Here is a 21,171-nt window from a genome sequence, read left to right on the forward strand (position 1 = left end):
CCGACCCCTCCGGCGGGCCAGGTGAGAGGTACGCGCCGGGACGGGCGGAGGGGTCACCGCTCCACGACCCGCACCAGGGCGAGCGTGATGTTGTCGGGACCGCCGGCGGCGATGGCGGCCTTCCACATTTCGAAGGCGGCCCGGCCGTCGTCGAACTCCCTCAGCAACTCGTCCAGGACGTCGTTCGGCAGCGGGTCGGTCAGGCCGTCGGTGCAGATCAGGTACCGGTCGCCCGGGGCGAGGGCGCAGGCCGTCACATGCGGGGTGACGGCGTGGAACGTCCGGGCGCCGCCGAGGGCCTGGGTCAGGAGCGAGATCGTGCGCTGCCCCGGCGGGGTCGGCGGGTTGTCGTCCACGCTGACCTGGAGCAGCCCGTCCCGGGGCGCGGCGAAGACCCGGCTGTCGCCCACGTTGAACGCCAGCAGCGACCCGGGCAGCAGGACGGCGCCCGCGACGGTGGTGCCCATCGTGGCCGGTCCGTCGTTCTCCGCGGCCGTGTACACCCGGCGGTTGCAGGCGTGCAGTGCCTCGCGGACGTCGTCCTCGCCGGTCATGCCGGGCCCGGACCGCGCGAGCTGCCGGACCACCAGGGAACTGGCCACATCGCCTCCGGGCTGGCCGCCGATCCCGTCGGCGACCGCGACGACCAGGGGCGCGCCGAGCGGGAACACCAGCGTCTGCGGATTCTCGGTCACCGTGGCGCACAGGGTCCACGGCCCGGCGACCAGGCTGTCCTCGTTGTGCTCGCGGATCAGTCCCGGATGGCTCAGCGCACTCACAGCTACGTACGTCATCACAGGCCACCGCCTTCCCCTGCCCGTCGGGCGGATCGCGTGCCCGCCGCCGGGGCGGATCGCGCGCCGAGACCCATTGTCGTGTGCGCCGCCGGGCGGTGCAGCCCGAGCAGCCCGAGTCCCGGGGCGGCCGGCCGGCCGGAACGGTGGGAGACTGGCCGGGTGGGTGACTGGCGAGCCGGCCGGGAGGCCGCCGTGAGCGGCTTCGGGCGGGCGCGGGGCAGTCGGGAGCGACCATGAGGCTTTCCTTTCTCGAACCTCTGTACAAGCAGTCCGGTCCGTTCGCTTCGGTGTATCTGGACACCTCCCGCGACAGCGCCGTCGCCGATCCCGACGCGGCCATAGAACTGCGGTGGCGGCACCTGCGGGACGCCCTGACGTCCGAGGGGGCGGACCGGGGCACCATCACCGCGGTGGCCGACCTCGTGGGCAGCGACACGGAGGTCCCCGGCACCCACGGGCAGGCGGTGTTCACCGCGCACGGCCACGCGGCCCTGCTGGACGAGCTGCCGGTCCCGCCCGCACGGGACACGGCGCACTTCGGAACGCTGCCGGACATCATGCCGCTGATCGCCCAGCACGCCCCCGGGATCGCGTACCTGGCGGTGCGGGTGCGCTACGGCGGACGTCACTCCACGGACGCGACGGGCACGGTGCGCGTCGACGCCGAGGCCGGCGTCTGGCCCCTGACCAAGGTCGCGCCCGGGTACCGCCTGCACGAGGAGATCCCGGCGGGCGACTGGCCGGGGGCGGCCCGGGTGATCGGCCGGGAACTGGAGGGCCACGCACGGCGCATCGACTGCGAAGCGGTGGTCGTCGCGGGAGACGCCTGGGCCCGCGGCATCCTCGTCAACCGGCTTCCAGCGCCGCTGCGCGGACATGTCACCATGGTGGAGGGCACGGGCGACGCGGTGCCGGGGCGGGCCCTGCTGGAGCAGCGGCTGGAGAGCCTGTTCAGGGGACGCATGGCGGCGCACGACCGACGCCTGCTGGACGTCTTCCTGGCCCAGCGCGCCCACGGCGCGGTGACGGCCGAGGGACTGCGCGCCGCCGTGGCGGCCCTGCAACGGGGCCAGGTCAGGGCTCTGCTGCTCAACAACCACCCCGAGTCGCCACTGCGCCTGTGGGTCGGCCCGGAACCCGGCCAAATCGCCCTCACAGAAGAGGAGTTGCGCTCCTACGGCGTCCAGGACGTACGCCGGGAGCGCGCCGACGCGGCACTGACCCGGGCGCTGGTCGGCACCCGGGCGGAACTCGTCCTGGTGCCCGAGCGGGAGGCTCGGCTGCACGAGGGCGTGGGCGTCCTGCTGCGCTGTCCGCTGCCCCGCGACGGCCAGGACGCACCGGGGACATGACGTCCGCGCGACTCAGCGTGCCGCGCGGCCCCACTGCGGTCCGACCTCGTGCCACTCGGCCTCCCAGGCGCGGGCACGGCGCCGGTCGAGCGCGGCGCGGGCCGCACAGCATCCGGCGCCGGCGGCACCCGCGACGGCGAGCGACACCAGCGCGCCCGTGGCCGCCGCCTGTGTCGCGGCCTGGGACGGGGTCAGGGGCGGGGGAGTGACGCGGTGGTGCTGATCGGTCCATATTCCGATCCGGTCGCCCGCTTCGAAGGTGGGCGCGACCAGGGTCCGGGCCTCGTGCCGGGTGCCGTCCGGTTCCGTCCAGCGGACGGTCCCCGAGACCCGGTCGTCCGGCGTCGTCACACTGTCGCCGCCGGGCCGGGCCGTGGTGACCAGGACAGCGGTGGCCGGGTGCCGCTCCACCTGCTGCCGGGCGAGGCCGTCCGCCGCCGCCTGGCCGACGACCACCCCCGTCAGGGGAGCGCCCACCGAGATGACGGCCCACGTGGCCAGCAGGACCCAGCCCTCGATCACGTCCTCACGCCGGCGCATCGGATTGCTCCGCCACCGCCACAGCGGAAGCCGGCCGGGTGTGTTCGCCCTCATCGTTGCTCCCTCCGGACCTCCGACCACCACCGGGCCCTCCGGCCACCCCCGGCCCGCCGAGCGGACGGTCGCCTGAACGGCTCCCTCCACCTTCAGCCTGACATCCTTCCGGGCCGCCGTCCTGGGGCCGCCCGACGCGGGCACACCGGCCGTACGTCCCCGCCGGGGCGGGACCCAGGGCCCACCTCCCGCAGGGCCGGTCGGCCCACTCCCGCCGCGGCCCGGACGCGCGACACTGGAAGTGTGCGCGGAGCACGGAGCGCGCGCAGTACGACCCGAGACCGACACGGTCCTGGTCCCGGAGGAGAAGACGGGCACCAGGACCATCCCGGTGCGGCGCGTCCGAGCAGGGGGCGCTCCATGCCGCACCCGGGTGCGCGGCCGGTGTGGCGCCGGCCGCGCACCCGCCGGGGGACGGTGCGGGGACGAGGAGGGTGACATGCTGAGACCCGTCGTGGCCGGCCTGGACGGTTCGCGCGAGAGCCTCGCCGCGGCCCACTGGGCGGCCAGGGAGGCCCTCCGGCGGGGGCTGCCGCTCCGGCTGGTGCACGCCTGGGAGGGCCTGCCCGACACCGCCGGGAGCGCGGGTCTGCCCGAGGTGCGCGTGCCGCAGTCCCGTGTGCGCCGGATGCTCCGGGACACGGTCGGCGAGCTGGCCGCGTCGTACCCGCGCCTCGACCTGTCGAGCGAGCAGGTGCGCCGGCAGCCGGGTCCCGCGCTGCTCGACGAGGCGGCGCACGCCGAGCTGCTGGTCATCGGCAGCCAGGGGCTGGGCGCGGTCGGAGGCTTCGTCCTGGGCTCGGTGGCCATGGCGACCGCCGTGCACGCTGAGCGGCCCGTCGTCCTCGTAAGGGCGGGGGAGACGGCGGGGAGCGAACATCTGCCGGACGTCTCCGGACACGTCTCGACGGGGACCGCGCACCGTGACGTGGCGGTCGCCGTCGACACCGACGGCTCCTGCGACGACGTCCTGGACTTCGCCTTCCGCGCCGCCGAACTGCGCGGGGCGCCCCTGCGGGTGGTGCACGCCTGGCACGTGCCGCTGACCCACGGGCTGCCGGACGCGCGCACCCGGGGATCGTTCCGGCAGGAGGCGGAACGGGAACTGGCCGCGCTGCTGGAGCCCTGGCGGCAGAAGTTCCCCGCCGTGTACGTGGCTGCGACGCTGCACGAGGGGCGCCCGGCGCACGTTCTGCCGGGCGCCGTGAGCGGGTCGGGCCTGCTGGTGGTGGGCCGCCGCAGGCGGCACCCCGCGATCGGCGCGCACGCGGGTCCGGTCACGCACGCCCTCGTCCACCACGTCACCCGCCCGGTCGCGCTCGTGCCCCACGACGACTGAACCGGCCGGCGTTCAGCGCTGTTCGGTCACCGCCGGCCCGCTCGCGAGATCGCACTCGACGTCGACGACGCCCTCCACGGCCCGTACCAGGCGGGCGGCCACGGGCACCAGCGAGGCGTCCCTTATCCGGCCGGTGAGCGTGACCACGCCGTCGACGACGCCGACGTGGACGGGCTCCAGCGGGGCGGGGAAGAGGTGGGAGACGATCTCCCGGCGGATCTCCTCGGCCAGGTCGTCGTCCGACCGCATGAAGACCTTCAGCAGGTCGCCCCGGCTGACCATGCCCTCCAGCAGTCCCTCGCCGGTGACGACGGGCAGCCGTTTGACCCGGTGCCGGCCCATGATGCGCGCCGCCTCGGCGAGGGTGGCGTCGGAGTGGACGGTGACCGCCGGGGAGGTCATCAGCTCCCCGGCCGTCACCGCGCCCGCCTTGGCCAGGTCGGGCAGCCGGCGGAGCTGGGTGAACCGGTCGGGGTCGCTGTCGCGGAACTCCTCCTTGGGCAGCAGGTCGGCCTCGGACACGACACCGATCACGCGTCCTTCGCCCTCCAGCACGGGAAGGGCGCTGACCTTCCACTGCGCCATGAGGCCGACGATCTCCTTGAACGGGGCGTCGCGTCCCACGGCCACGACCGTGTGCGTCATGACGTCGCTCACGATGTGCGGGCTGCCGTGCACGGTGTCCTCCTCGGGACGTCGGTGCGGTCGCGGCCGGTTCACCTGCCGCCGCTGCCGTAGGGGGCGTACAGGTCGAGCAGCCGGATACGGGCCGCCTGCAGTCGGTGGGCGACCACACCGCCGACCCAGACGGCGACGGCGCGGCCGAACTCGGGATCCTCCCGGCACAGCTCGCGCACGGCCTCGGCGTCGAACTCGTACGCCCGCACCGGGCTGGTGGCCTCGGCGCCGAGCTGCCACACGTGGGGCGTGAAGTGCCAGGACCAGCCGACGAGTTCGCCGTGGCCCAGGGTTTCGATGACGGCGGCGCTGCGGCCCGGGATGTGCAGGTCCAGAGCGACGGTGCCGGTCCGGATGATCCAGAACCGGTCTGCGTGGCGGCCCTCGTGGAACAGCCGGGAGCCCATGTCGAAGGAGGTCTCGCGGGCGAGCCGCATGAGCCGCGCACGATGCTCGGCCGGAAGGGCCGCGGCCCGGGTGGTGGTGGAGGTCATCGCTCCGGCTCCTCTCGTTCCTGCCGCCTCGCTCGGTCGGCGAGCGCGTCGTGCGGCGCGGCGGCTACCCCGGCGCGGTCGGTACCGACCGCGTACCGCGTACCGCGTGACGCACCGGCACCGGCCACGGCACCTGCTTCCGGCCAGGACCGCGGTGGAGGGGAACGTCCTGCCGCCGCGCTGCTGTCTCCAGCCTGGCCCCGTACGCCCCGCGCCGCCACGGGCCGCTCGGGCCCGGCAGGGGCCCTTCGGCCCCACATCCCACCCGGCGGCCCACCCCGGCCCGCGCCGGTCGAGGCGTACGTGCTGTCCGCGGGCAAGCGTGAGGGCGGGCCCCGAAGGGCCCGCCCTCGTCCGATTGCTCGGAGTGCCGTCCGTGCGACGGTGGTTACTTGACGACGGTGACGCGGTTGGCGGCCGTCGGCGTGTACGGCGCGGCGGCCGAGGTGTTCGCCGTCAGGTAGTCGACCAGGGCGGCCAGGTCGTCGCTGCCGACGAGCTGGTCGGTGCCCTTGGCGAACTCGGTGAAGCCGTCACCGCCGTCGGCCAGGAAGGAGTTCATGGCGACGCGGTAGGTGGCGTTGGGGTCGACCGGCTTGCCGTCCACCCGGATGGAGTCCTCGACGACGCGGTCGGCGCCCGTCTTGGTCAGGTCCAGGGTGTAGGTGAGGCTGCTGGAGATCTGAAGGTACTTGGGGGCGGCGGCGTTGCTGCCGCTGACCTGCTGCTTCAGCACGGTGACCAGCTGCGCGCCGGTCAGGTTCTTGAGGTTGACCGTGTTGCTGAAGGGCTGCACCGCGAAGCCCTCACCGAAGGTCACGACGCCGTCGCCCTCCTTGCCGGAGGCGGCGTAGACCAGGTCGGCGCGGATGCCGCCCGGATTCATCAGCGCCACGACGGCGCGGTTGTCCAGGGACTTGGCGTGCGCGAGCTGCGCGTCCGCGATCAGGTCGCCCAGCGGCGACTCGACGGCACCGCTGCGGGTGACGTCCTTGGTGATGTAGCCGACCGGCTTGTTGGCGACCGGGGCGGCCAGGGTCTGCCAGTAGTCGAGCAGCTGCGTAAGGTCGGCCGCCTTGGACTGGGTGCGGTCGACGACGCGGTTGGAGCCCTTGACCGTGGCGCGGACGATGTCGTCGGTGCGCGGGTCGTACTTCATGTTCAGCTCGGTGAAGAGCCGGCCGTAGGAGGCGGCGCTGGTCACCAGGCGGGGGTGGCCTGCCGGGTCCGGGATGGAGCAGACGTACGCGTTGTGGGTGTGGCCGGTGACGAGGGCGTCGACCTCCGGCGCGACCTTCTTGGCGATGTCCACGATCGGACCGCTCAGACCGGTGTTTCCGCCCGCGTCACAGTCGTAGTTGTACGCCGAGGAGGCCATCGGGTATCCGCCCTCGTGGACGAGCGCCACGATTGCGCGGATGCCCTGCTGCTGCAGTTCCTTGGTGTACTTGTTGATCGTCTCGGCCTCGTCGAGGAACTTCAGTCCCTTGACGCCCGCGGCGGTGACGACGTTCGGAGTGCCCTTGAGGGTGACGCCGATGAAGCCGACCTTCGCGCCCTTGACGTTCTGGACGACGTACGGCTTGAGAAGCGGCTTGCCGGTCTTCTCGTTGACCACGTTGGCCGACAGGATCGGGTAGTCGGCGCCCGCGAACTTGCGGCCCTTGGCGTAGCAGCCGTCGACCGGGTGGCAGCCGCCGTTCTGGAGGCGGAGCAGCTCGTCCTTGCCCTCGTCGAACTCGTGGTTGCCCACGCCCGTGACGTCGAGGCCGAGCTTGTTCATCGCCTCGACGGTCGGCTCGTCGTGGAAGAGGCCGGACAGCAGCGGGCTGGCGCCGACGATGTCGCCCGCGGCGACGGTCAGCGACCGGTCGTGGCCCTTGCGCGCGGTGCGCAGGCCGCTCGCCAGGTACTCCACGCCGCCGGCGTCGATGTCCTTCGTGGTGCCGTCCGCCTGCAGCTCCGTGACCCGGCCGGAGGAGCCGGCCGGCGGCTCCAGGTTGCCGTGGAAGTCGTTGATGGCGAGGAGCTGGAGGTCCTTCAGCGGGGCCGAGTTGGCGTCGGGCCCGGCCTGCGCGGGGTTCGCCGCGACGAGGGCGCCGGCGGTGGCCAGAGTGGCGGCCGCGGCGAGAGCCGCGACGACGACTCTTCGGGGAGCCGGGCGGCGGGAGTGGGTAGGCGACATGGTGCCTTCCTGGGTGGGACGGGGGAAAGTGGGGGCAGCTGGCGGAAGCCTAGATTCAACGCGCGTAGTTGTCAGGAACTTTGCGGTTACGGACAGGTTTCCATCCGGGAGATCTTCGTTGTTCAGGGCGATTTTGACCGTTTCGCGCGGACGTCCGAAGCCGTCGTCCCGGTAAGGCCGCGGTGAGGAATCCGTGAGAAGTTGCTGCCGACAGGAACGCGAGGATACCCGCGGGTGCACTGCCCTCGGCCCTGGGGGGTCCTCGGGGCCCCGGCTCCCGGCCGGTCCGCCTCGCTGACCGGCCGTTTCCGTGGGCGCCGCGCCCCGCGAGCGCGACGCGCCGCACACCCGCACCCCGCCGCCCCGCCCGCGGCCGCCGGCCGCTACCGTCCGCTGGGGGCATGAACCGACTCGTCCCCTGTGGGCGAATGGAGAAGGATGCGCATGATTCCTGACGCGGTGACCGAACTGTCGGCCGGGCAGCTCGCCGAGCCGACGCTCGGCGAGCTGCTGTCCTCGTGGCAGGCCGACGTCCCGGCGCTGGTCGTGGTGGCCGTCCTGGGCGGACTGTACGGCTGGGGCGTGCTGCGGCTGCGGCGGCAGGGCCGGAGCTGGTCGCCCGCCCGTACCGCCGCCTTCGCGCTGCTCGGACTGGGCACGCTGGTGGTGGCCACGATGTCGGCGCTGGCCGTGTACGACCACGTCCTGTTCTGGCCCGCCGCCGTGCAGAACATCCTGCTCGACCTGGTCGCGCCCCTCGGCCTGGCCCTCGGCGACCCGCTGCGGCTCGCGGTGGAGGCGCTGCCGGAGGACAGGGCGGAGCGGGTCCGGCGGGCGATGACCGGCCGGGTGGTGCGCCTGCTCACCTTTCCCCTGGTCAGCACGGCCCTCGTGCTCGCCACCGAGCTCGTCGTCTACTTCACGCCGTACTTCGCCACCGCGCTGCGCGTCGGCTGGCTGCACGAGCTGATGTACCTCCATCTGCTCGTCGCGGGCTGCCTGTTCGTCGTCCCGATGCTCACCCACGAGCAGGCGCTGCCGTCCTGGTGCACGCATCCCGTGCGGGCCGCGCTGGTGTTCCTGGACGGCATCGTCGACGCGGTGCCGGGAGTCGTGGTGATGACCCACGGAACACTGATCGCGGGTGCCTGGTACCAGCAGCACGCGCCCGCCTGGGCCACCGACGTCCACCACGACCAGCAGATCGGCGGCGGCGCGATGCTCAGCATCGCCGAACTGGTCGCGCTCCCCTTCATCCTGGCGATCCTGGCGCAGTGGGCGCGCGCCGAACGCGTCCAGAACGCCGCCCTCGACCGCCGCCTCGACCAGGAACTCGTCCGCGTCGCCGTCCCGCCCCGCTCACCCGGCGAACAGGCCCCGGCATCCGCTCCCGTACGCGTCCGTCCCTGGTGGGAAACCGAGCAGAACGAGGTGGCGAGCAGAATCCGCCGCAACCACGGCACCGACTGAACTCCGGCCCCGTCCAGGAGGGTTGGGGCGCCGGTGGCCGGAACCGTCCGGGCGCCGCCCGGCCCGTGGAGGCCGAATGGCGGGGGTCCGTCCCCAGGGAGACGATGAGAGCGAGGGGCTCGGTCCCCGCCGGTGGCGTGTGCGTGTGCGGGGGGACGGAGGCCGGCCCCGGTCGCAGGCATCACGGCCGGAAGGGAGATCACCGTCATGCTGGAAGTGAAGACGGTCGAGAAGCCGGACGAGCGGCGCGACTTCCCACGGGGGCACCTCGAAGCCGTCCACCTCACGGGACTCGACTTCGCCGTGGCCACGTTCGAACCGGGCTGGCGCTGGTCCGAGTCGGTCGGGCCGATCACCGGGACGCGAAGCTGCCTGGTCCACCACGACTGCTATGTCGTCCAGGGCCGTATGCGCCTGGTCATGGACGACGGCGGAGAGGCCGAGGTGGGGCCCGGCGACGTCTTCGTCTGCTCGCCGGGACACGACGCCTGGGTCGTGGGCGACGAGCAGGTCGTGCTGTACGACTTCGCGGGCGTCATGGCACGGCAGTACGCGAAGCCGGGCGGGAGGTAGTCACTTCCCGCTCACCAGCACCACCTCCAAGGTGCGCGGCCCGTGTACGCCCTCCACCCGGTCCAGTTCGATGTCGCTGGTGGCGGAAGGGCCGGAGATCCAGGTCAGCGGGCGGGTCGGGTCGAGCCGGTCCAGTGCCTGCGGCACGGAGGAGACGACCTGGTCCGGGACGCGCACCACGCAGATGTGGTGGTCGGGGACGAGTGTGATCCGGCGGCGGCCCTGGTCGGGGGAGCCGTCCAGGACGAGGGTGCCGGTCTCGGCGACGGCGAGCGCGCAGCCGGTGACGACGCTGTCGACCCGGTCGAGTTCGCGCGCGGTGGCGTCCGGCCGGTCCGTGACCCGGGTGACCCCGACGACGGCCGGCCAGTCCTCTTCGAGCCCGGGCGGTACGAGGACGGTCTTCGAGCCCCGCTCGCCGAGCAGGTGGGCGATCAGCCGGGGCAGCGCGTCGGCGTCGCAGCGGTGCACGATCGCCCGGTAGTCGGCCAGGTTCTCGGCGAGCAGGTCCACCGTCTCCTCGGTGCCGCGCTCGCCGTGCTGCCGCAGATAGTCGCGGGACACCGCCCGCTCGTACGGCACGTCGTCCGGCGGTACGTCCGCGAGGGCGCGCCGCACCCGGCCCAGGATCCGGTCCCGGCTGTTCACTTCGCTGCCTCCCTGCCCCCGTGCGTGCGCTGCCACCAGTCGCGGAACGGTTCCACCGGCACCGGCGGCAGATCACGGGTCCCGGTCCAGGCCCGGCCGGGGCCGGGCAGGGCGCGGGGGTGGAAGCGGCGGGTTCGGGACGCGAGCCGCTGCCCGCCGCGCAGGGCGCCGGGGCGGGTCAGGGCCCAGCGGGCCGCGCGCATCGCCGCGCGCTCGGCGGCGTGCCCCTTGGCCGGCTTGAGGAGCACCTTGTTGCCCGCCCGCGTCACCGGGCCACCCTCGACGACGCGTTCACGCAGGTGGACCAGCACCTCGGGGATGTCGATGGCGACCGGGCACACCTCGTAGCAGGCGCCGCACAGCGACGACGCGTACGGCAGGGAGGCGTCGATCTCGCTCGTGGTGCCACGTAGTTGGGGGCTGAGGATGGCACCGATCGGGCCCGGGTAGACCGAGCCGTACGCGTGCCCGCCGGCCCGCTCGTAGACCGGGCAGACGTTCAGGCACGCCGAGCAGCGGATGCACCGCAGGGCCTGGCGGCCGACCTCGTCGGCGAGGGTGTCGGTGCGGCCGTTGTCCAACAGCACCAGATGGAAGGTTTCCGGCCCGTCGCCGTCGGTGGTGCCGGTCCACATGGAGGTGTACGGGTTCATCCGCTCGGCCGTCGAGGAGCGGGGGAGTGTCTGGAGGAAGACTTCCAGGTCGCGCCAGGTGGGGACGATCTTCTCGATGCCGACGACCGAGATCAGTGTCTCGGGCAGGGTCAGGCACATCCGCCCGTTGCCCTCGGACTCGACCACGACCAGCGTGCCCGTCTCGGCGACGACGAAGTTGGCGCCGGAGATGCCGACCTTGGCCCGCAGGAACTTCTCCCGCAGGTGCAGACGGGCGGCCTCGGCGAGTTCGGCGGGCGCGTCCGTCAGCCCCTCGGGGGCCGGGCGGCCCCACTCGCCCATCTCGGAGCGGAAGATGTCCCGGATCTCGCCGCGGTTGCGGTGGATCGCGGGCACCAGGATGTGTGAGGGCCGGTCGTGGCCCAGCTGCACGATCAGCTCGGCGAGATCGGTCTCGTAGGCCCTGATGCCCTCCGCTTCGAGTGCCTCGTTGAGGCCGATCTCCTGGGTGGCCATCGACTTGACCTTGACGACCTCGCGCTCGCCCGTCGCCTTGACCAGCGAGGCCACGATCCGGTTGGCCTCGTCGGCGTCGGCGGCCCAGTGGACGGTGCCGCCCGCGGCGGTGACCGCCTCCTCCACCCGCACCAGATACCGGTCCAGATGGCGCAGGGTGTGGTCCTTGATCTGCCGGCCCGCCGCCCGCAGCGCCGCCCAGTCCGGCATCTCCGCCACGGCCGCGGCCCGCTTGGCGCGGATGGTGTGCGTGGCGTGGCGCAGATTGCCGCGCAGGGTGGTGTCGCGCACGGCGTCGTGCGCGGCCCGGGGAAAGGGCGGGAACACCGGGGAGCCGGGCATGCCCAGGAACGTCGCGCTCATGCCGCGGCCTCCTCCTCCGTGCCGGCCAGGATCTCCGCGATGTGCACCGGCCGCATCCGCGTCCCGAGACGGGCCATCGTGCCGCCGAGGTGCATCAGGCACGAGTTGTCGCCCGCGCACAGCACCTCCGCGCCCGTCGACTCGGCGTTGCGCACCTTGTCCGCGCCCATCGCCGCCGAGACATCGGGGTTCTTCACCGCGAAGGTGCCGCCGAAACCGCAGCACTCCTCGGCCCCGGGCAGCTCCACCAGCTCCAGCCCCTTCACCGCCCGCAGCAGCCGCAGTGGACGGTCGCCCAGTCCCAGGCCGCGCAGTCCGTGGCAGGTCGGGTGATAGGTCACGGTGTGCGGGTAGTACGCGCCCACGTCCGTCACCCCCAGCACGTCCACCAGGAACTCGGTCAGCTCGTACGTCCTCGGCACCACCGGGGCCAGGGCGGTCGCGAGCCCGTCCCCGCGCCCCTCGGCCCGTGCGCGGGTGCCCATGCGCGGATACAGCTCCCGCACCATCGCGCCGCAGGAACCGGACGGTGTCACGATCGCCTCGTAGTCCCGGAAGACCTCCGAGAAGCGCCGGGCCAGCGGCTCGGCCTCGTGCCGGTAGCCGGTGTTGTAGTGCGCCTGCCCGCAGCAGGTCTGGGCCATCGGGAAGTCCACCTCGACACCCAGCCTGGTCAGGAGCTTCACCGTCGCGCGCCCGGTGTCGGGATAGAGCGTGTCGTTGACGCAGGTCAGGAACAGAGCGACACGCATCGCGGCTCCTCGTCGTCGGTCGTCGGTCGTCGGACGGGGTCGGGGCACCGCCCACACGCGCTCAGCGTAGTGGCGGAGCAATCGGGCGCGGGGTCCGGCGGGAGATCCCGGCCTCCGGCGTGGCGGGGACCGCGAGCCCCGGCCCGGCGAGGCACCGGCTCACACTGTGACGGCTCACGGGGTGACGGCGGTGAGCCGGGCCTCGGCCGCGCGCCAGGCCGCCGCGTCGCCGCCCGGCTCGTACCGCTCGAGCGGCTGCGTCCGGGCGAGCAGGGCCCGCATCCCGGCCCGGTCGCCGACGAGCCCGTGCGCGCGGGCCTGCACGAGGACGTTGCCGAGGGCCGCCGCCTCGGCCGGCCCGGCGACCACGGGCAGCCCGCAGGCGTCCGCGGTCAGCCTGCACAGCAGGGCGTTGCGCGCGCCCCCGCCCACGAGGTGCACGATGTCGACGGGGTGGTCGGCGAGCCGCTCGGCCTCCGCGACCGCCCTGCGGTGGGCGAGGGCGAGGGAGTCGAGGACGCAGCGGGTGATCTCGGCGCGGGAGCCGGGCACCGGCTGGCCCGAGGCCCCGCAGGCCGCCGCGATCCGCTCCGGCATCCGGTCCGGCGCGAGGAAGACCGTGTCGCCCGCGTCGATGACCGACCGGAGCGCGGGCACCTCGGCGGCCGCCCGCAGCAGCTCGTCCAGGTCCGGGTCGCCCCAGGCCCGCAGGCACTCCTGGAGCAGCCACAGCCCCATGATGTTGCGCAGGTAGCGGACCGTGCCGTCGAGCCCCAGCTCGTTGGTGAAGTTGGCGGCGCGGCTGTCCTCGGTGAGCACCGGAGCGTCCAGCTCCAGACCGGCCAGCGACCAGGTGCCCGTGCAGATGTACGCGAACCGTTCCCCGGAGGCGGGCACGGCGGCCACCGCGGACGCCGTGTCGTGCGAGGCGACGGTCGTCACCGGCACCGGCCCGCGCAGCCCGGTCTCCCGCAGCACCTCGGGCCGCAGCACACCCGCCGGATCCCCGGGGCGGCGCAGCGGCGCGAACAGGTCCAGGTCGACACCCAGCCGGGCCGCGACCTCGTACGACCAGTCGTGCGTGCGCGGGTCGACGAGCTGGGTGGTCGAGGCGTTGGTGAGTTCGGTGCCCTGCTCACCCGTGAGCCAGTACGCCAGCAGGTCGGGGATCAACAACAGGCGCCGCGCGGAGGAGAGTTGGGGAGAGGAGCGGGAGGCCGCCAGTTGGTACAGCGTGTTGAAGGGCGCGTACTGGATGCCGGTCGCCGCGTACAGTTCGGCGGCCGGCACCGTCGCCCACACCTTCCGCGCCACGCCCTCGGTGCGCGCGTCGCGGTAGTGGACGGGGTTGCCGAGCAGGGCGCCGTCCGCGTCGAGCAGGCCGTAGTCCACGGCCCAGCCGTCGATGCCGACGGAATCCACCCGCCCCGCCGCCCGCAGCCCGTCGAGCATCCCGGCGTACAGGGCGAGCACGTCCCAGCGCAGCCCCTCGGGAAGCCGGGCCGGCCGGTTGGGGAAGCGGTGCGCCTCGGACAGCTCCAGCCGGTCGCGGCCGACCCGCCCGACCATGACCCGGCCGCTGGAGGCGCCGAGGTCGACGGCGGCGTACGCCCTCACGTCCGGGCTCATCGCAGGAAGGCGGCCGCGACACCGGCGTCGACGGGGACGTGCAGCCCCGTGGTGTGGGTCAGCTCCCCGCCGGTCAGCGCGAAGACGGCGTTCGCCACGTGCTCGGGCAGCACCTCCCGCTTCAGCAGCGTCCGCCCGGCGTAGAACTCGCCGAGCTTGTCCTCCGGCACTCCGTACACGGCGGCCCGTTGCGCGCCCCAGCCGCCCGCGAAGATCCCGGAGCCGCGGACGACTCCGTCCGGGTTGACCCCGTTGACCCGGATCCCGTGTTCGCCCAACTCGGCTGCCAGGAGCCGTACCTGATGCGCCTGGTCGGCCTTGGTGGCCGAGTAGGCGATGTTGTGGGGTCCGGCGAACACGGCGTTCTTGGAAGCGATGTAGACGATGTCTCCGCCCAGCCCCTGGGCGATCATCACCCGCGCTGCCTCCCGCGAGACCAGGAACGACCCGCGCGCCATGATGGCGTGCTGGCGGTCCCAGTCCTCGGCCGAGGTCTCCAGCAGCGGCTTGGAGATCGAGATGCCGGCGTTGTTGACGACCAGGTCCACCCCGCCGAAGGCGAGCAGGGCCGCCTCGAAGGCATGGGCGATCTGCTGCTCGTCCGTCACGTCCACCGGCACGGCGACCGCCTTGTCGGGCCCGCCGAGTTCCCCGGCGACGGCGGCGGCGCTCCGGCCGTTCATATCGGCGACGACGACGCACGCGCCCTCGTCGGCGAGCCGTCGCGCGATGGCCCTGCCGATGCCGCTGCCCGCGCCGGTGACGAGCGCGACGCGTGCCGCGAGCGGCTTCGGCGCGGGCATCCGCCGGAGCTTGGCCTCCTCCAGTTCCCAGTACTCGATGCGGAACTTCTCCGACTCCTCGATCGGCGCGTACGTCGACACGGCCTCCGCGCCCCGCATGACGTTGATCGCGTTGACGTAGAACTCGCCGGCCACCCGGGCCGTCTGCTTGTCCTTGCCGAAGGAGAACATGCCGACGCCCGGCACGAGAACGATCGCCGGGTCCGCGCCGCGCATCGCGGGGGAGTCGGGCCGGGCGTGCCTTCGGTAGTAGGCGGTGTACTGCTCGCGGTACTCGGCGTGCAGCTCCTTCAGCCGGGCGATCGCCTGCTCCGGCGGAGCCGTCGGCGGCAGGTCGAGCACGAGCGGCCGGACCTTGGTCCGCAGGAAGTGGTCGGGGCAGGAGGTGCCGAGCGCGGCGAGCCGCGGATGACCGGCACGGGAGAGGAAGTCCAGTACCACGGGAGCGTCGCTGAAGTGCCCGACCTGCGCCCTGTCCTGGGAGGCAATCGCGCGCACGTACGGCGCGAGGGCCGCGGCCCGCTTCCGCCGCTCACCCTCGGGCAGCGCCTCGTATCCCTCGACGACCGCCCCGAACGGCTCGGGCCTCCCGCGTTCGGCGAGGAAGGCCTCGGCGGCGCGGATGATGTGCAGCGAGTTGCGCTCGCACTCCTCGGAGTCCGCGCCCCACGCGGTGATCCCGTGCCCGCCGAGCACGCAGCCGATCGCCTGCGGATGAGCCTCCCTGACCGCGGCGATGTCCAGCCCGAGCTGGAATCCGGGCCGCCGCCAGGGCACCCACACCACACGGTCCCCGAAGCACTCGGCGGTCAGCTTCTCCCCATCGGCGGCGCAGGCGAGCGCGATACCGGAGTCGGGGTGCAGATGGTCCACGTGCGGGGCGCCGACCAGCCCGTGCATGGCGGTGTCGATGGAGGGCGCCGCTCCTCCCTTGCCGTGCAGGCAGTAGTCGAACGCGGCGACCATCTCGTCCTCGCGCTCCACACCGGGGTAGACACCGGCGAGCGCCCCCAGCCGGTCCAGCCGCAGCACGGCGAGGCCGGCCTCGGTGAGTGTCCCGAGGTCGCCTCCGGAGCCCTTCACCCACATCAGCTCGACGTCGTCGCCGGTGACGGGATCGGTGCCGACGCCCTTCGCGGACGCGTTGCCGCCCGCGTAGTTGGTGTTGCGGGGATCGGCACCCAGCCGGTGGGACCGGGACAGAAGGGCGGAGGCTTCGGGGTGAAGTGGCATGGGGGGTTCCCTTCAGGAGAGGGGCGTGCGGGGGAGGGGGAGGGAAGTACGAGAAAGGGCATGGGCGCTTCCCGGAACTAAGCTCCCCACCCCGCCTGTTGACCGCCGACCCGCTCGGCGGCGATCTTCTCCGCCCACCCCGACCGGCGGTACGCCGCGAGAGGATCGGGATCCAGCCCCATCTCCTCCCGCACCTCACGCAGCAACGGCCGGACATCCGTGTTGTACGCGTCCATCAACACCGCGTTGGCCTCCAGCACGTCCCCAGAGACCTGCGCGGCGGCCAGCGCCTCGCGGTCCGTCAACAGGGCCTTGGCCGTGGCCTCCTGAACGTTCATCACCGACCGGATGATCGCCGGGATCTTCGCCTCGATGTTGTGGCACTGGTCGAGCATGAACGCGACCCCGGACGTCAACCCGCCCCCGCGCACCACCTCGTACATGATCCGGAAGAGCTGGAAGGGATCGGCCGCGCCCACCATCAGGTCGTCGTCGGCGTAGAACCGGGAGTTGAAGTCGAACCCGCCGAGCCTTTCCTCCCGCAGCAGGGTGGCGACGATGAACTCGATGTTCGTGCCCGGCGCGTGGTGCCCGGTGTCCACCACGACCCGCGCCTTCGGGCCCAGCTTCAGGCAGTGCGCGTACGCCGTACCCCAGTCCGGGACGTCCGTGGTGTAGAAGGCCGGCTCGAAGAGCTTGTACTCCAGCAGCATCCGCTGATCCTCGCCGAGCCGCTCGTACACCTCGGCCAGCCCCTCGCCCAGCCGGTCCTGCCGTCCCCGTATGTCGTCCTGGCCGGGGTAGTTCGTGCCGTCGGCGAACCAGAGCTTCAGATCGTTCGATCCGGTGGCGTCCATGATGGCGACGCACTCCAGCAGATGGCCGACCGCCTTGCGCCGCACCGCCGCGTCCGGATGGCAGATGCTGCCGAGCCGGTAGTCGTCGTCCTGGAAGGTGTTGGAGTTGATCGCGCCCAGTCTCAGACCGCGGTCCTCGGCGTGCCGGGCGAGCGCCGCGTAGTCGTCCACCTCGTCCCACGGGATGTGCAGGGCGACGGTCGGAGCGACACCGGTGACGGCGTGCACCTGGGCCGCGTCGTCCACCTTCTCCCACGGCGTACGCGGCACGCCCGCCTGCGCGAACACCTTGAAGCGTGTCCCCGAGTTCCCGTACGCCCACGACGGCGTCTCGACGGCCTGGGTCCTGAGGGCGGCCTTCACCGCGGCGAGGTCGGTCACTGCGAGGCTCCTGTGACGGCTTTTGGGACGGCTTCGAGAACCAGCTCCGAACGAGGTCTGAGCCGGTTCTTGCAACCCGTTTGTGTGAAACGATTCAGCGATTGAAACTATGAGCCGCCGGTGAGGGTGTCAACCCTTCCGGTAGGGGCGACGCACCATAGTGCCCTGAGCTTCCACCCGGTTGTCGATCCCGCACTGTTTTCGATCCGCGCCCATTGACGGGACATCCGCTCCCGGCCTAACGTCCCGGCCACCAGGTTGAAACCTTTCACGACGTGGGGCGGCACTCCGCCGGCGTCGTCGAGGAGCCCCCATGACTCACCCGTCCGACACGGGTCCGGCCCCGGTGCTGGCGCTCAGGGACATCTCGAAGTCCTTCGGCGCGGTGCGTGCCCTCAGGAACGTGTCCCTGGAACTGCTTCCGGGAGAGGTGCACGCCCTCGCCGGGGAGAACGGCGCGGGCAAGTCGACCCTCATCAAGATCCTCGCCGGGGTGCACCGGCCCGACGCCGGCCAGGTGCTGCTCGACGGCGAAACCGTCGTCTTCCACGGTCCCGGAGACGCCCGGGACGCCGGTATCGCCGTGATCTACCAGGAACCGACGCTCTTCCCCGATCTGTCGATCGCCGAGAACATCTTCATGAGCCGCAGGCCCCGGCGGGCTCTGGGCCGTATCGACCACGACGCCACCCGTGAGGCCACCCGAGCCCTGATGGGGCGGCTCGGTGTCGACCTCGACCCCGACCGTCCCGCGCGCGGACTGTCCATCGCCGACCAGCAGATCGTCGAGATCGCCAAGGCGCTCTCCTTCGACGCCCGCGTCCTGATCATGGACGAGCCGACCGCGGCCCTGACCGGCAGTGAGGTCGCCCGCCTGTTCGGCGTCGTGCGCGCCCTGCGCGACCAGGGCGCCGCGGTCCTGTTCATCTCGCACCGCCTGGAGGAGATCTTCGCGATCTGCCGGCGGGTCACGACCCTGCGCGACGGCGCCCGGATCGCCGTCGAGCCGCTGGACGGCATGACCGAGGACGACCTCGTGCGGCGCATGGTCGGCCGCGACCTCGACGAGCTCTACCCCAAGCAGGACGTGACACCGGGCGGCATCGCGCTCAGTGTGCGCCGGCTGACCCGCGAGGGCGTCTTCACCGACGTCTCCTTCGACGTGCGGCGCGGCGAGATCGTGGGCCTGGCCGGACTGGTCGGCGCCGGGCGCACGGAGGTCGCCCGCGCCGTCTTCGGCATCGACCGGTGGGACGCCGGCGAGGTCGAGGTCGACGGACGCCGGCTCACCAATGGCGCCCCGTCCCTCGCGATGGCCGCCGGGCTCGCCCTGGTCCCCGAGGACCGGCGCGCCCAGGGCCTGGTGATGAACATGTCCATCGAGCGCAACATCGGCCTCACCGGACTCCGGACGACCGTGAGGGCCGGACTGATGGACCGCGGCGCGGAACGCAGCCGCTCCCTGGACTGGGCGGTCAGACTCCGGGTCAAGTACGCCAGGATCGCCGACGCCGTCTCCACGCTCTCCGGTGGCAACCAGCAGAAGGTCGTCCTCGCCAAGTGGCTCGCCACCGGCCCGAGGGTGCTCATCGTCGACGAGCCGACCCGCGGCATCGACGTCGGCACCAAGGCCGAGGTGCACCGGCTGCTCGGTGAACTGGCCGCCGACGGGGTCGCCGTCCTGATGATCTCCTCCGACCTGCCCGAGATCCTCGGCATGGCCGACCGGGTGCTCGTGATGCACGAGGGCCGGCTGACCGCCGAGATCCCCCGCTCCGACGCCACCGAGGAAGCCGTGATGGCCGCGGCCACGGGGAGGGCGGCGTGACCACGACCGCCCCCGACCCCGCCCCCACCGCCGAGGCGCACCGGTCCGGCGGCACCCGCCTGGTCGACCGGGTGTTCAGGATGCGTGAACTCGCCATCCTGGTCGTCCTGCTGGCGCTGATAGCCGTCGCCCAGGCGGGCAACAGCGCGTTCCTGTCCGAGCAGGGCGTCAAGGACCTGCTGCTGAACGCGACCATCCTGGTGCTCGTCGCCACCGGCCAGTCCCTGGTCGTCATCACCCGCAACGTCGACCTGTCGGTCGGCTCCACGCTCGGCATCAGCGCCTTCGCCGCCGGCACGTGGCTGCAGGGCGGCGGGAACTCCGTGGTGGCCGTCGTCCTCGCGGTGCTCGTCGGGGTCGGCTTCGGCCTGCTGAACGGACTTCTCGTCAGCCTCGGCCAGGTACCCGCGCTCGTCGTCACCCTCGGCACGCTCTACATCATCCGCGGCATCGACTCCGTCTGGGTCGGCTCCCGCCAGATCACCGCGGCCGACCTGCCCGGCGGTTTCGTCGGCTTCGGCTCCGGCGGCATCCGGATGGTGCCGTACCTGGCGCTGATCGCCCTCGCCGTCCTGGTGGCGACGGCGTACGGCCTCAAGCACTACGGCAGCGGCCGCGAGCTGTACGCGCTCGGCTCCAACCCGGAGGCCGCCCGCCTCGCCGGCATCCCGGTGCGCAAGCGTGTCCTGGCCGCCTACACCTTCTGCGGCGGCCTTGCCGGTCTCGCCGGGGCGATGTACCTGGCCCGGTTCGGCAACGTCGACTCAGGCACCGGCAGCGGATACGAACTCACCGTCGTCAGCGCGGTGGTGGTCGGCGGCGTGGTCTTCAACGGCGGCTCCGGCAGTGTGTACGGCGCGGCCCTCGGCGCCCTGCTGCTGACCTCCGTGAACAGTGTGCTGCCCGCACTCGGCGTCAGCTCCGTCTGGGTGCTGGCGATCAACGGCGTCCTGCTCCTGCTCGCCATCGCGGTCGACCGGGTCGTCGCGCTGCGCGTGGCCTCGGCCCTGAAGAAGAGGAACGCCCGCCATGGCTGACTCCGCCCTCTCGCGAGCCGTGCGCTGGGACACCGTCGTCGGTGCCCTGCTCGTCGTGGTCCTGCTGTTATCCTTCGGCCTCGTCGACGGCTTCGGCAACGCCCTCAACCTGTCGTTCCTGATCGGCAACACCCTGCCGATCGCGCTGATCGCCCTGCCGATGACCCTGCTGGTGGTCTCCGGTGAGATCGACCTGTCGGTGGCCTCCACCGCCGGACTGTCCGGCGCGGTGATGGGCGCCCTGTGGAACCAGGGCATGGCGATCGAGACGATCATCCCGCTGTGCTTGCTGCTGGGCGCGGTGTGCGGTCTGGTCAACGGCCTGCTGGTGACCAGGCTCGGACTGCCGTCCCTCGCGGTGACCATCGGCACCCTCGCCGCCTACCGCGGCATCGCGCAGATCGTGCTCGGCTCCGACGCGGTGACCGACTTCCCGGACCAGTACCTGGACTTCGCTGCTGGACGCGTCGGGAACACCTTCCTGCCGCAGGCGTTCCTGCCCTTCCTGCTCCTGCTGGCGATCGCCGTCATCACCCTGCACGCCACCCCCTTCGGGCGAGCGCTGTTCGCGATCGGCGCCGGCGAGGAGGCGGCCCGGTTCGCCGGCATCCGGGTCAGGCGCGACAAGCTGATCCTGTTCGTCGCCGCGGGCTTCATGTCCGCCCTGACCGGCGTCTTCTGGGCCCTGCACTACGCGAGCGCCCGCTACGACAACGCCACGGGACTCGAACTCTCCGTCGTCGCCGCGGTGTTGCTCGGCGGCATCGACTTCGACGGCGGGAGGGGCACGCTCGGCGGCGCCGTCGCCGGTGTCTTCCTGCTCGGCGCGCTGCAGAACGTGATGAGCCTGCTGAACGTCTCCGCCCAGTCGCAGATCGTCGTCACCGGCGTCCTGCTCGTCGTCTCCGTGCTCGGCCCGCGAGTCGCGCGCCAGGTCTCCGCCGCCAGGAGCGCGCGCCGAGCGGCCTCGGCGCCCGAGCCGCCCAGGTCAGAGGCGCCCACACCGACTTCGTAGACCGCTCCGCCCA

Annotated in this window: 18 protein-coding genes; 7 read left to right on the plus strand and 11 right to left on the minus strand. The window is 72.7% G+C overall.

Going from position 1 to position 21,171, the window contains the following annotated elements:
- Nucleotides 1–53 precede the first annotated feature (53 nt).
- Nucleotides 54–794: a PP2C family protein-serine/threonine phosphatase gene (locus OIE49_RS33505; RefSeq protein WP_326805563.1), complete on the minus strand. Its 741-nt coding sequence runs from the start codon at nt 792–794 to the stop codon at nt 54–56.
- 236 nt (nt 795–1,030) lie between these two features.
- Here OIE49_RS33505 and OIE49_RS33510 point away from each other — a divergent pair, with 236 nt between their 5' ends.
- Nucleotides 1,031–2,149 carry a baeRF2 domain-containing protein gene (locus OIE49_RS33510; protein WP_326805564.1) on the plus strand — a complete coding sequence of 373 codons (1,119 nt, stop codon included), beginning with the start codon at nt 1,031–1,033 and terminating at the stop codon, nt 2,147–2,149.
- 12 nt (nt 2,150–2,161) lie between these two features.
- Here the strand turns inward: OIE49_RS33510 and OIE49_RS33515 are convergent, their stop codons facing one another.
- Nucleotides 2,162–2,743 carry an Rv1733c family protein gene (locus OIE49_RS33515; RefSeq protein WP_326805565.1) on the minus strand — a complete coding sequence of 194 codons (582 nt, stop codon included), beginning with the start codon at nt 2,741–2,743 and terminating at the stop codon, nt 2,162–2,164.
- Between the two features lie 439 nt (nt 2,744–3,182).
- Between OIE49_RS33515 and OIE49_RS33520 the strand changes: the two genes are divergently transcribed.
- Entirely contained in the window at nt 3,183–4,082 is a 900-nt protein-coding gene (locus OIE49_RS33520; RefSeq protein WP_326805566.1) for a universal stress protein, read from the plus strand.
- Between the two features lie 12 nt (nt 4,083–4,094).
- On the opposite strand, the gene OIE49_RS33525 is transcribed toward OIE49_RS33520, so the two are convergent.
- The 3 genes from OIE49_RS33525 to OIE49_RS33535 all read right to left on the minus strand — a co-directional run bounded on the left by OIE49_RS33525 (nt 4,095) and on the right by OIE49_RS33535 (nt 7,439).
- Nucleotides 4,095–4,760 (minus strand): CBS domain-containing protein, encoded by a 666-nt coding sequence (locus OIE49_RS33525; protein WP_326805567.1) that lies wholly within the window; start codon nt 4,758–4,760, stop codon nt 4,095–4,097.
- A 38-nt stretch (nt 4,761–4,798) separates the two neighbouring features.
- A complete protein-coding gene (locus tag OIE49_RS33530) occupies nt 4,799–5,254 on the minus strand; it encodes a cyclic nucleotide-binding domain-containing protein (protein ID WP_326805568.1) in 456 nt (151 codons plus the stop codon).
- Between the two features lie 388 nt (nt 5,255–5,642).
- On the minus strand, nt 5,643–7,439 hold the full coding sequence (locus OIE49_RS33535) for a bifunctional metallophosphatase/5'-nucleotidase (RefSeq protein WP_326805569.1): 1,797 nt from the start codon (nt 7,437–7,439) through the stop codon (nt 5,643–5,645).
- 438 nt (nt 7,440–7,877) lie between these two features.
- Here OIE49_RS33535 and OIE49_RS33540 point away from each other — a divergent pair, with 438 nt between their 5' ends.
- Both OIE49_RS33540 and OIE49_RS33545 read left to right on the plus strand, forming a co-directional pair.
- On the plus strand, nt 7,878–8,909 hold the full coding sequence (locus tag OIE49_RS33540) for a cytochrome c oxidase assembly protein (RefSeq protein WP_326805570.1): 1,032 nt from the start codon (nt 7,878–7,880) through the stop codon (nt 8,907–8,909).
- 207 nt (nt 8,910–9,116) lie between these two features.
- Nucleotides 9,117–9,482: a cupin domain-containing protein gene (locus OIE49_RS33545; RefSeq protein ID WP_326805571.1), complete on the plus strand. Its 366-nt coding sequence runs from the start codon at nt 9,117–9,119 to the stop codon at nt 9,480–9,482.
- Here OIE49_RS33545 and OIE49_RS33550 read toward each other — a convergent pair whose 3' ends face one another.
- The 6 genes from OIE49_RS33550 to rhaI all read right to left on the minus strand — a co-directional run bounded on the left by OIE49_RS33550 (nt 9,483) and on the right by rhaI (nt 17,278).
- Nucleotides 9,483–10,130: a LutC/YkgG family protein gene (locus tag OIE49_RS33550; protein ID WP_326805572.1), complete on the minus strand. Its 648-nt coding sequence runs from the start codon at nt 10,128–10,130 to the stop codon at nt 9,483–9,485.
- Nucleotides 10,127–11,623 (minus strand): LutB/LldF family L-lactate oxidation iron-sulfur protein, encoded by a 1,497-nt coding sequence (locus OIE49_RS33555; protein ID WP_326805573.1) that lies wholly within the window; start codon nt 11,621–11,623, stop codon nt 10,127–10,129. The genes OIE49_RS33550 and OIE49_RS33555 overlap by 4 nt, the downstream gene beginning before the upstream one ends.
- Nucleotides 11,620–12,375 carry a (Fe-S)-binding protein gene (locus tag OIE49_RS33560; protein WP_326805574.1) on the minus strand — a complete coding sequence of 252 codons (756 nt, stop codon included), beginning with the start codon at nt 12,373–12,375 and terminating at the stop codon, nt 11,620–11,622. Before OIE49_RS33560 ends, OIE49_RS33555 begins: the two co-directional genes overlap by 4 nt.
- A 174-nt stretch (nt 12,376–12,549) precedes the next feature.
- A complete protein-coding gene (locus tag OIE49_RS33565; protein ID WP_326805575.1) occupies nt 12,550–14,004 on the minus strand; it encodes a rhamnulokinase in 1,455 nt (484 codons plus the stop codon).
- On the minus strand, nt 14,001–16,040 hold the full coding sequence (locus OIE49_RS33570) for a bifunctional aldolase/short-chain dehydrogenase (protein WP_326805576.1): 2,040 nt from the start codon (nt 16,038–16,040) through the stop codon (nt 14,001–14,003). The genes OIE49_RS33565 and OIE49_RS33570 overlap by 4 nt, the downstream gene beginning before the upstream one ends.
- 77 nt (nt 16,041–16,117) lie before the next feature.
- Nucleotides 16,118–17,278 carry an L-rhamnose isomerase gene (rhaI, locus tag OIE49_RS33575; protein ID WP_326805577.1) on the minus strand — a complete coding sequence of 387 codons (1,161 nt, stop codon included), beginning with the start codon at nt 17,276–17,278 and terminating at the stop codon, nt 16,118–16,120.
- 313 nt (nt 17,279–17,591) lie between these two features.
- On the opposite strand from rhaI, the gene OIE49_RS33580 reads away from it, so the two are divergent.
- The 3 genes from OIE49_RS33580 to OIE49_RS33590 are packed head-to-tail and all read left to right on the plus strand — an operon-like array spanning nt 17,592 to nt 21,158.
- Nucleotides 17,592–19,106 (plus strand): sugar ABC transporter ATP-binding protein, encoded by a 1,515-nt coding sequence (locus OIE49_RS33580; RefSeq protein ID WP_326805578.1) that lies wholly within the window; start codon nt 17,592–17,594, stop codon nt 19,104–19,106.
- Entirely contained in the window at nt 19,103–20,143 is a 1,041-nt protein-coding gene (locus tag OIE49_RS33585) for an ABC transporter permease (protein WP_326805579.1), read from the plus strand. The genes OIE49_RS33580 and OIE49_RS33585 overlap by 4 nt, the downstream gene beginning before the upstream one ends.
- On the plus strand, nt 20,136–21,158 hold the full coding sequence (locus tag OIE49_RS33590; protein ID WP_326805580.1) for an ABC transporter permease: 1,023 nt from the start codon (nt 20,136–20,138) through the stop codon (nt 21,156–21,158). The genes OIE49_RS33585 and OIE49_RS33590 overlap by 8 nt, the downstream gene beginning before the upstream one ends.
- Nucleotides 21,159–21,171: the final 13 nt, after the last annotated feature.

Source organism: Streptomyces sp. NBC_01788 (assembly GCF_035917575.1).
Lineage (GTDB): Bacteria > Actinomycetota > Actinomycetes > Streptomycetales > Streptomycetaceae > Streptomyces.

Coding starts and splice junctions, on each gene's coding strand:
- OIE49_RS33530 (WP_326805568.1), bottom strand. CDS start 5,254: ATGACCTCCACCACCACCCGGGCCGCGGCCCTTCCGGCCGAGCATCGT.
- OIE49_RS33555 (WP_326805573.1), bottom strand. CDS start 11,623: ATGAGCGCGACGTTCCTGGGCATGCCCGGCTCCCCGGTGTTCCCGCCC.
- OIE49_RS33515 (WP_326805565.1), bottom strand. CDS start 2,743: ATGAGGGCGAACACACCCGGCCGGCTTCCGCTGTGGCGGTGGCGGAGC.
- OIE49_RS33545 (WP_326805571.1), top strand. CDS start 9,117: ATGCTGGAAGTGAAGACGGTCGAGAAGCCGGACGAGCGGCGCGACTTC.
- OIE49_RS33505 (WP_326805563.1), bottom strand. CDS start 794: ATGACGTACGTAGCTGTGAGTGCGCTGAGCCATCCGGGACTGATCCGC.
- OIE49_RS33520 (WP_326805566.1), top strand. CDS start 3,183: ATGCTGAGACCCGTCGTGGCCGGCCTGGACGGTTCGCGCGAGAGCCTC.
- OIE49_RS33510 (WP_326805564.1), top strand. CDS start 1,031: ATGAGGCTTTCCTTTCTCGAACCTCTGTACAAGCAGTCCGGTCCGTTC.
- OIE49_RS33535 (WP_326805569.1), bottom strand. CDS start 7,439: ATGTCGCCTACCCACTCCCGCCGCCCGGCTCCCCGAAGAGTCGTCGTC.
- OIE49_RS33565 (WP_326805575.1), bottom strand. CDS start 14,004: ATGAGCCCGGACGTGAGGGCGTACGCCGCCGTCGACCTCGGCGCCTCC.
- OIE49_RS33540 (WP_326805570.1), top strand. CDS start 7,878: ATGCGCATGATTCCTGACGCGGTGACCGAACTGTCGGCCGGGCAGCTC.
- OIE49_RS33590 (WP_326805580.1), top strand. CDS start 20,136: ATGGCTGACTCCGCCCTCTCGCGAGCCGTGCGCTGGGACACCGTCGTC.
- OIE49_RS33580 (WP_326805578.1), top strand. CDS start 17,592: ATGACTCACCCGTCCGACACGGGTCCGGCCCCGGTGCTGGCGCTCAGG.
- OIE49_RS33570 (WP_326805576.1), bottom strand. CDS start 16,040: ATGCCACTTCACCCCGAAGCCTCCGCCCTTCTGTCCCGGTCCCACCGG.
- OIE49_RS33560 (WP_326805574.1), bottom strand. CDS start 12,375: ATGCGTGTCGCTCTGTTCCTGACCTGCGTCAACGACACGCTCTATCCC.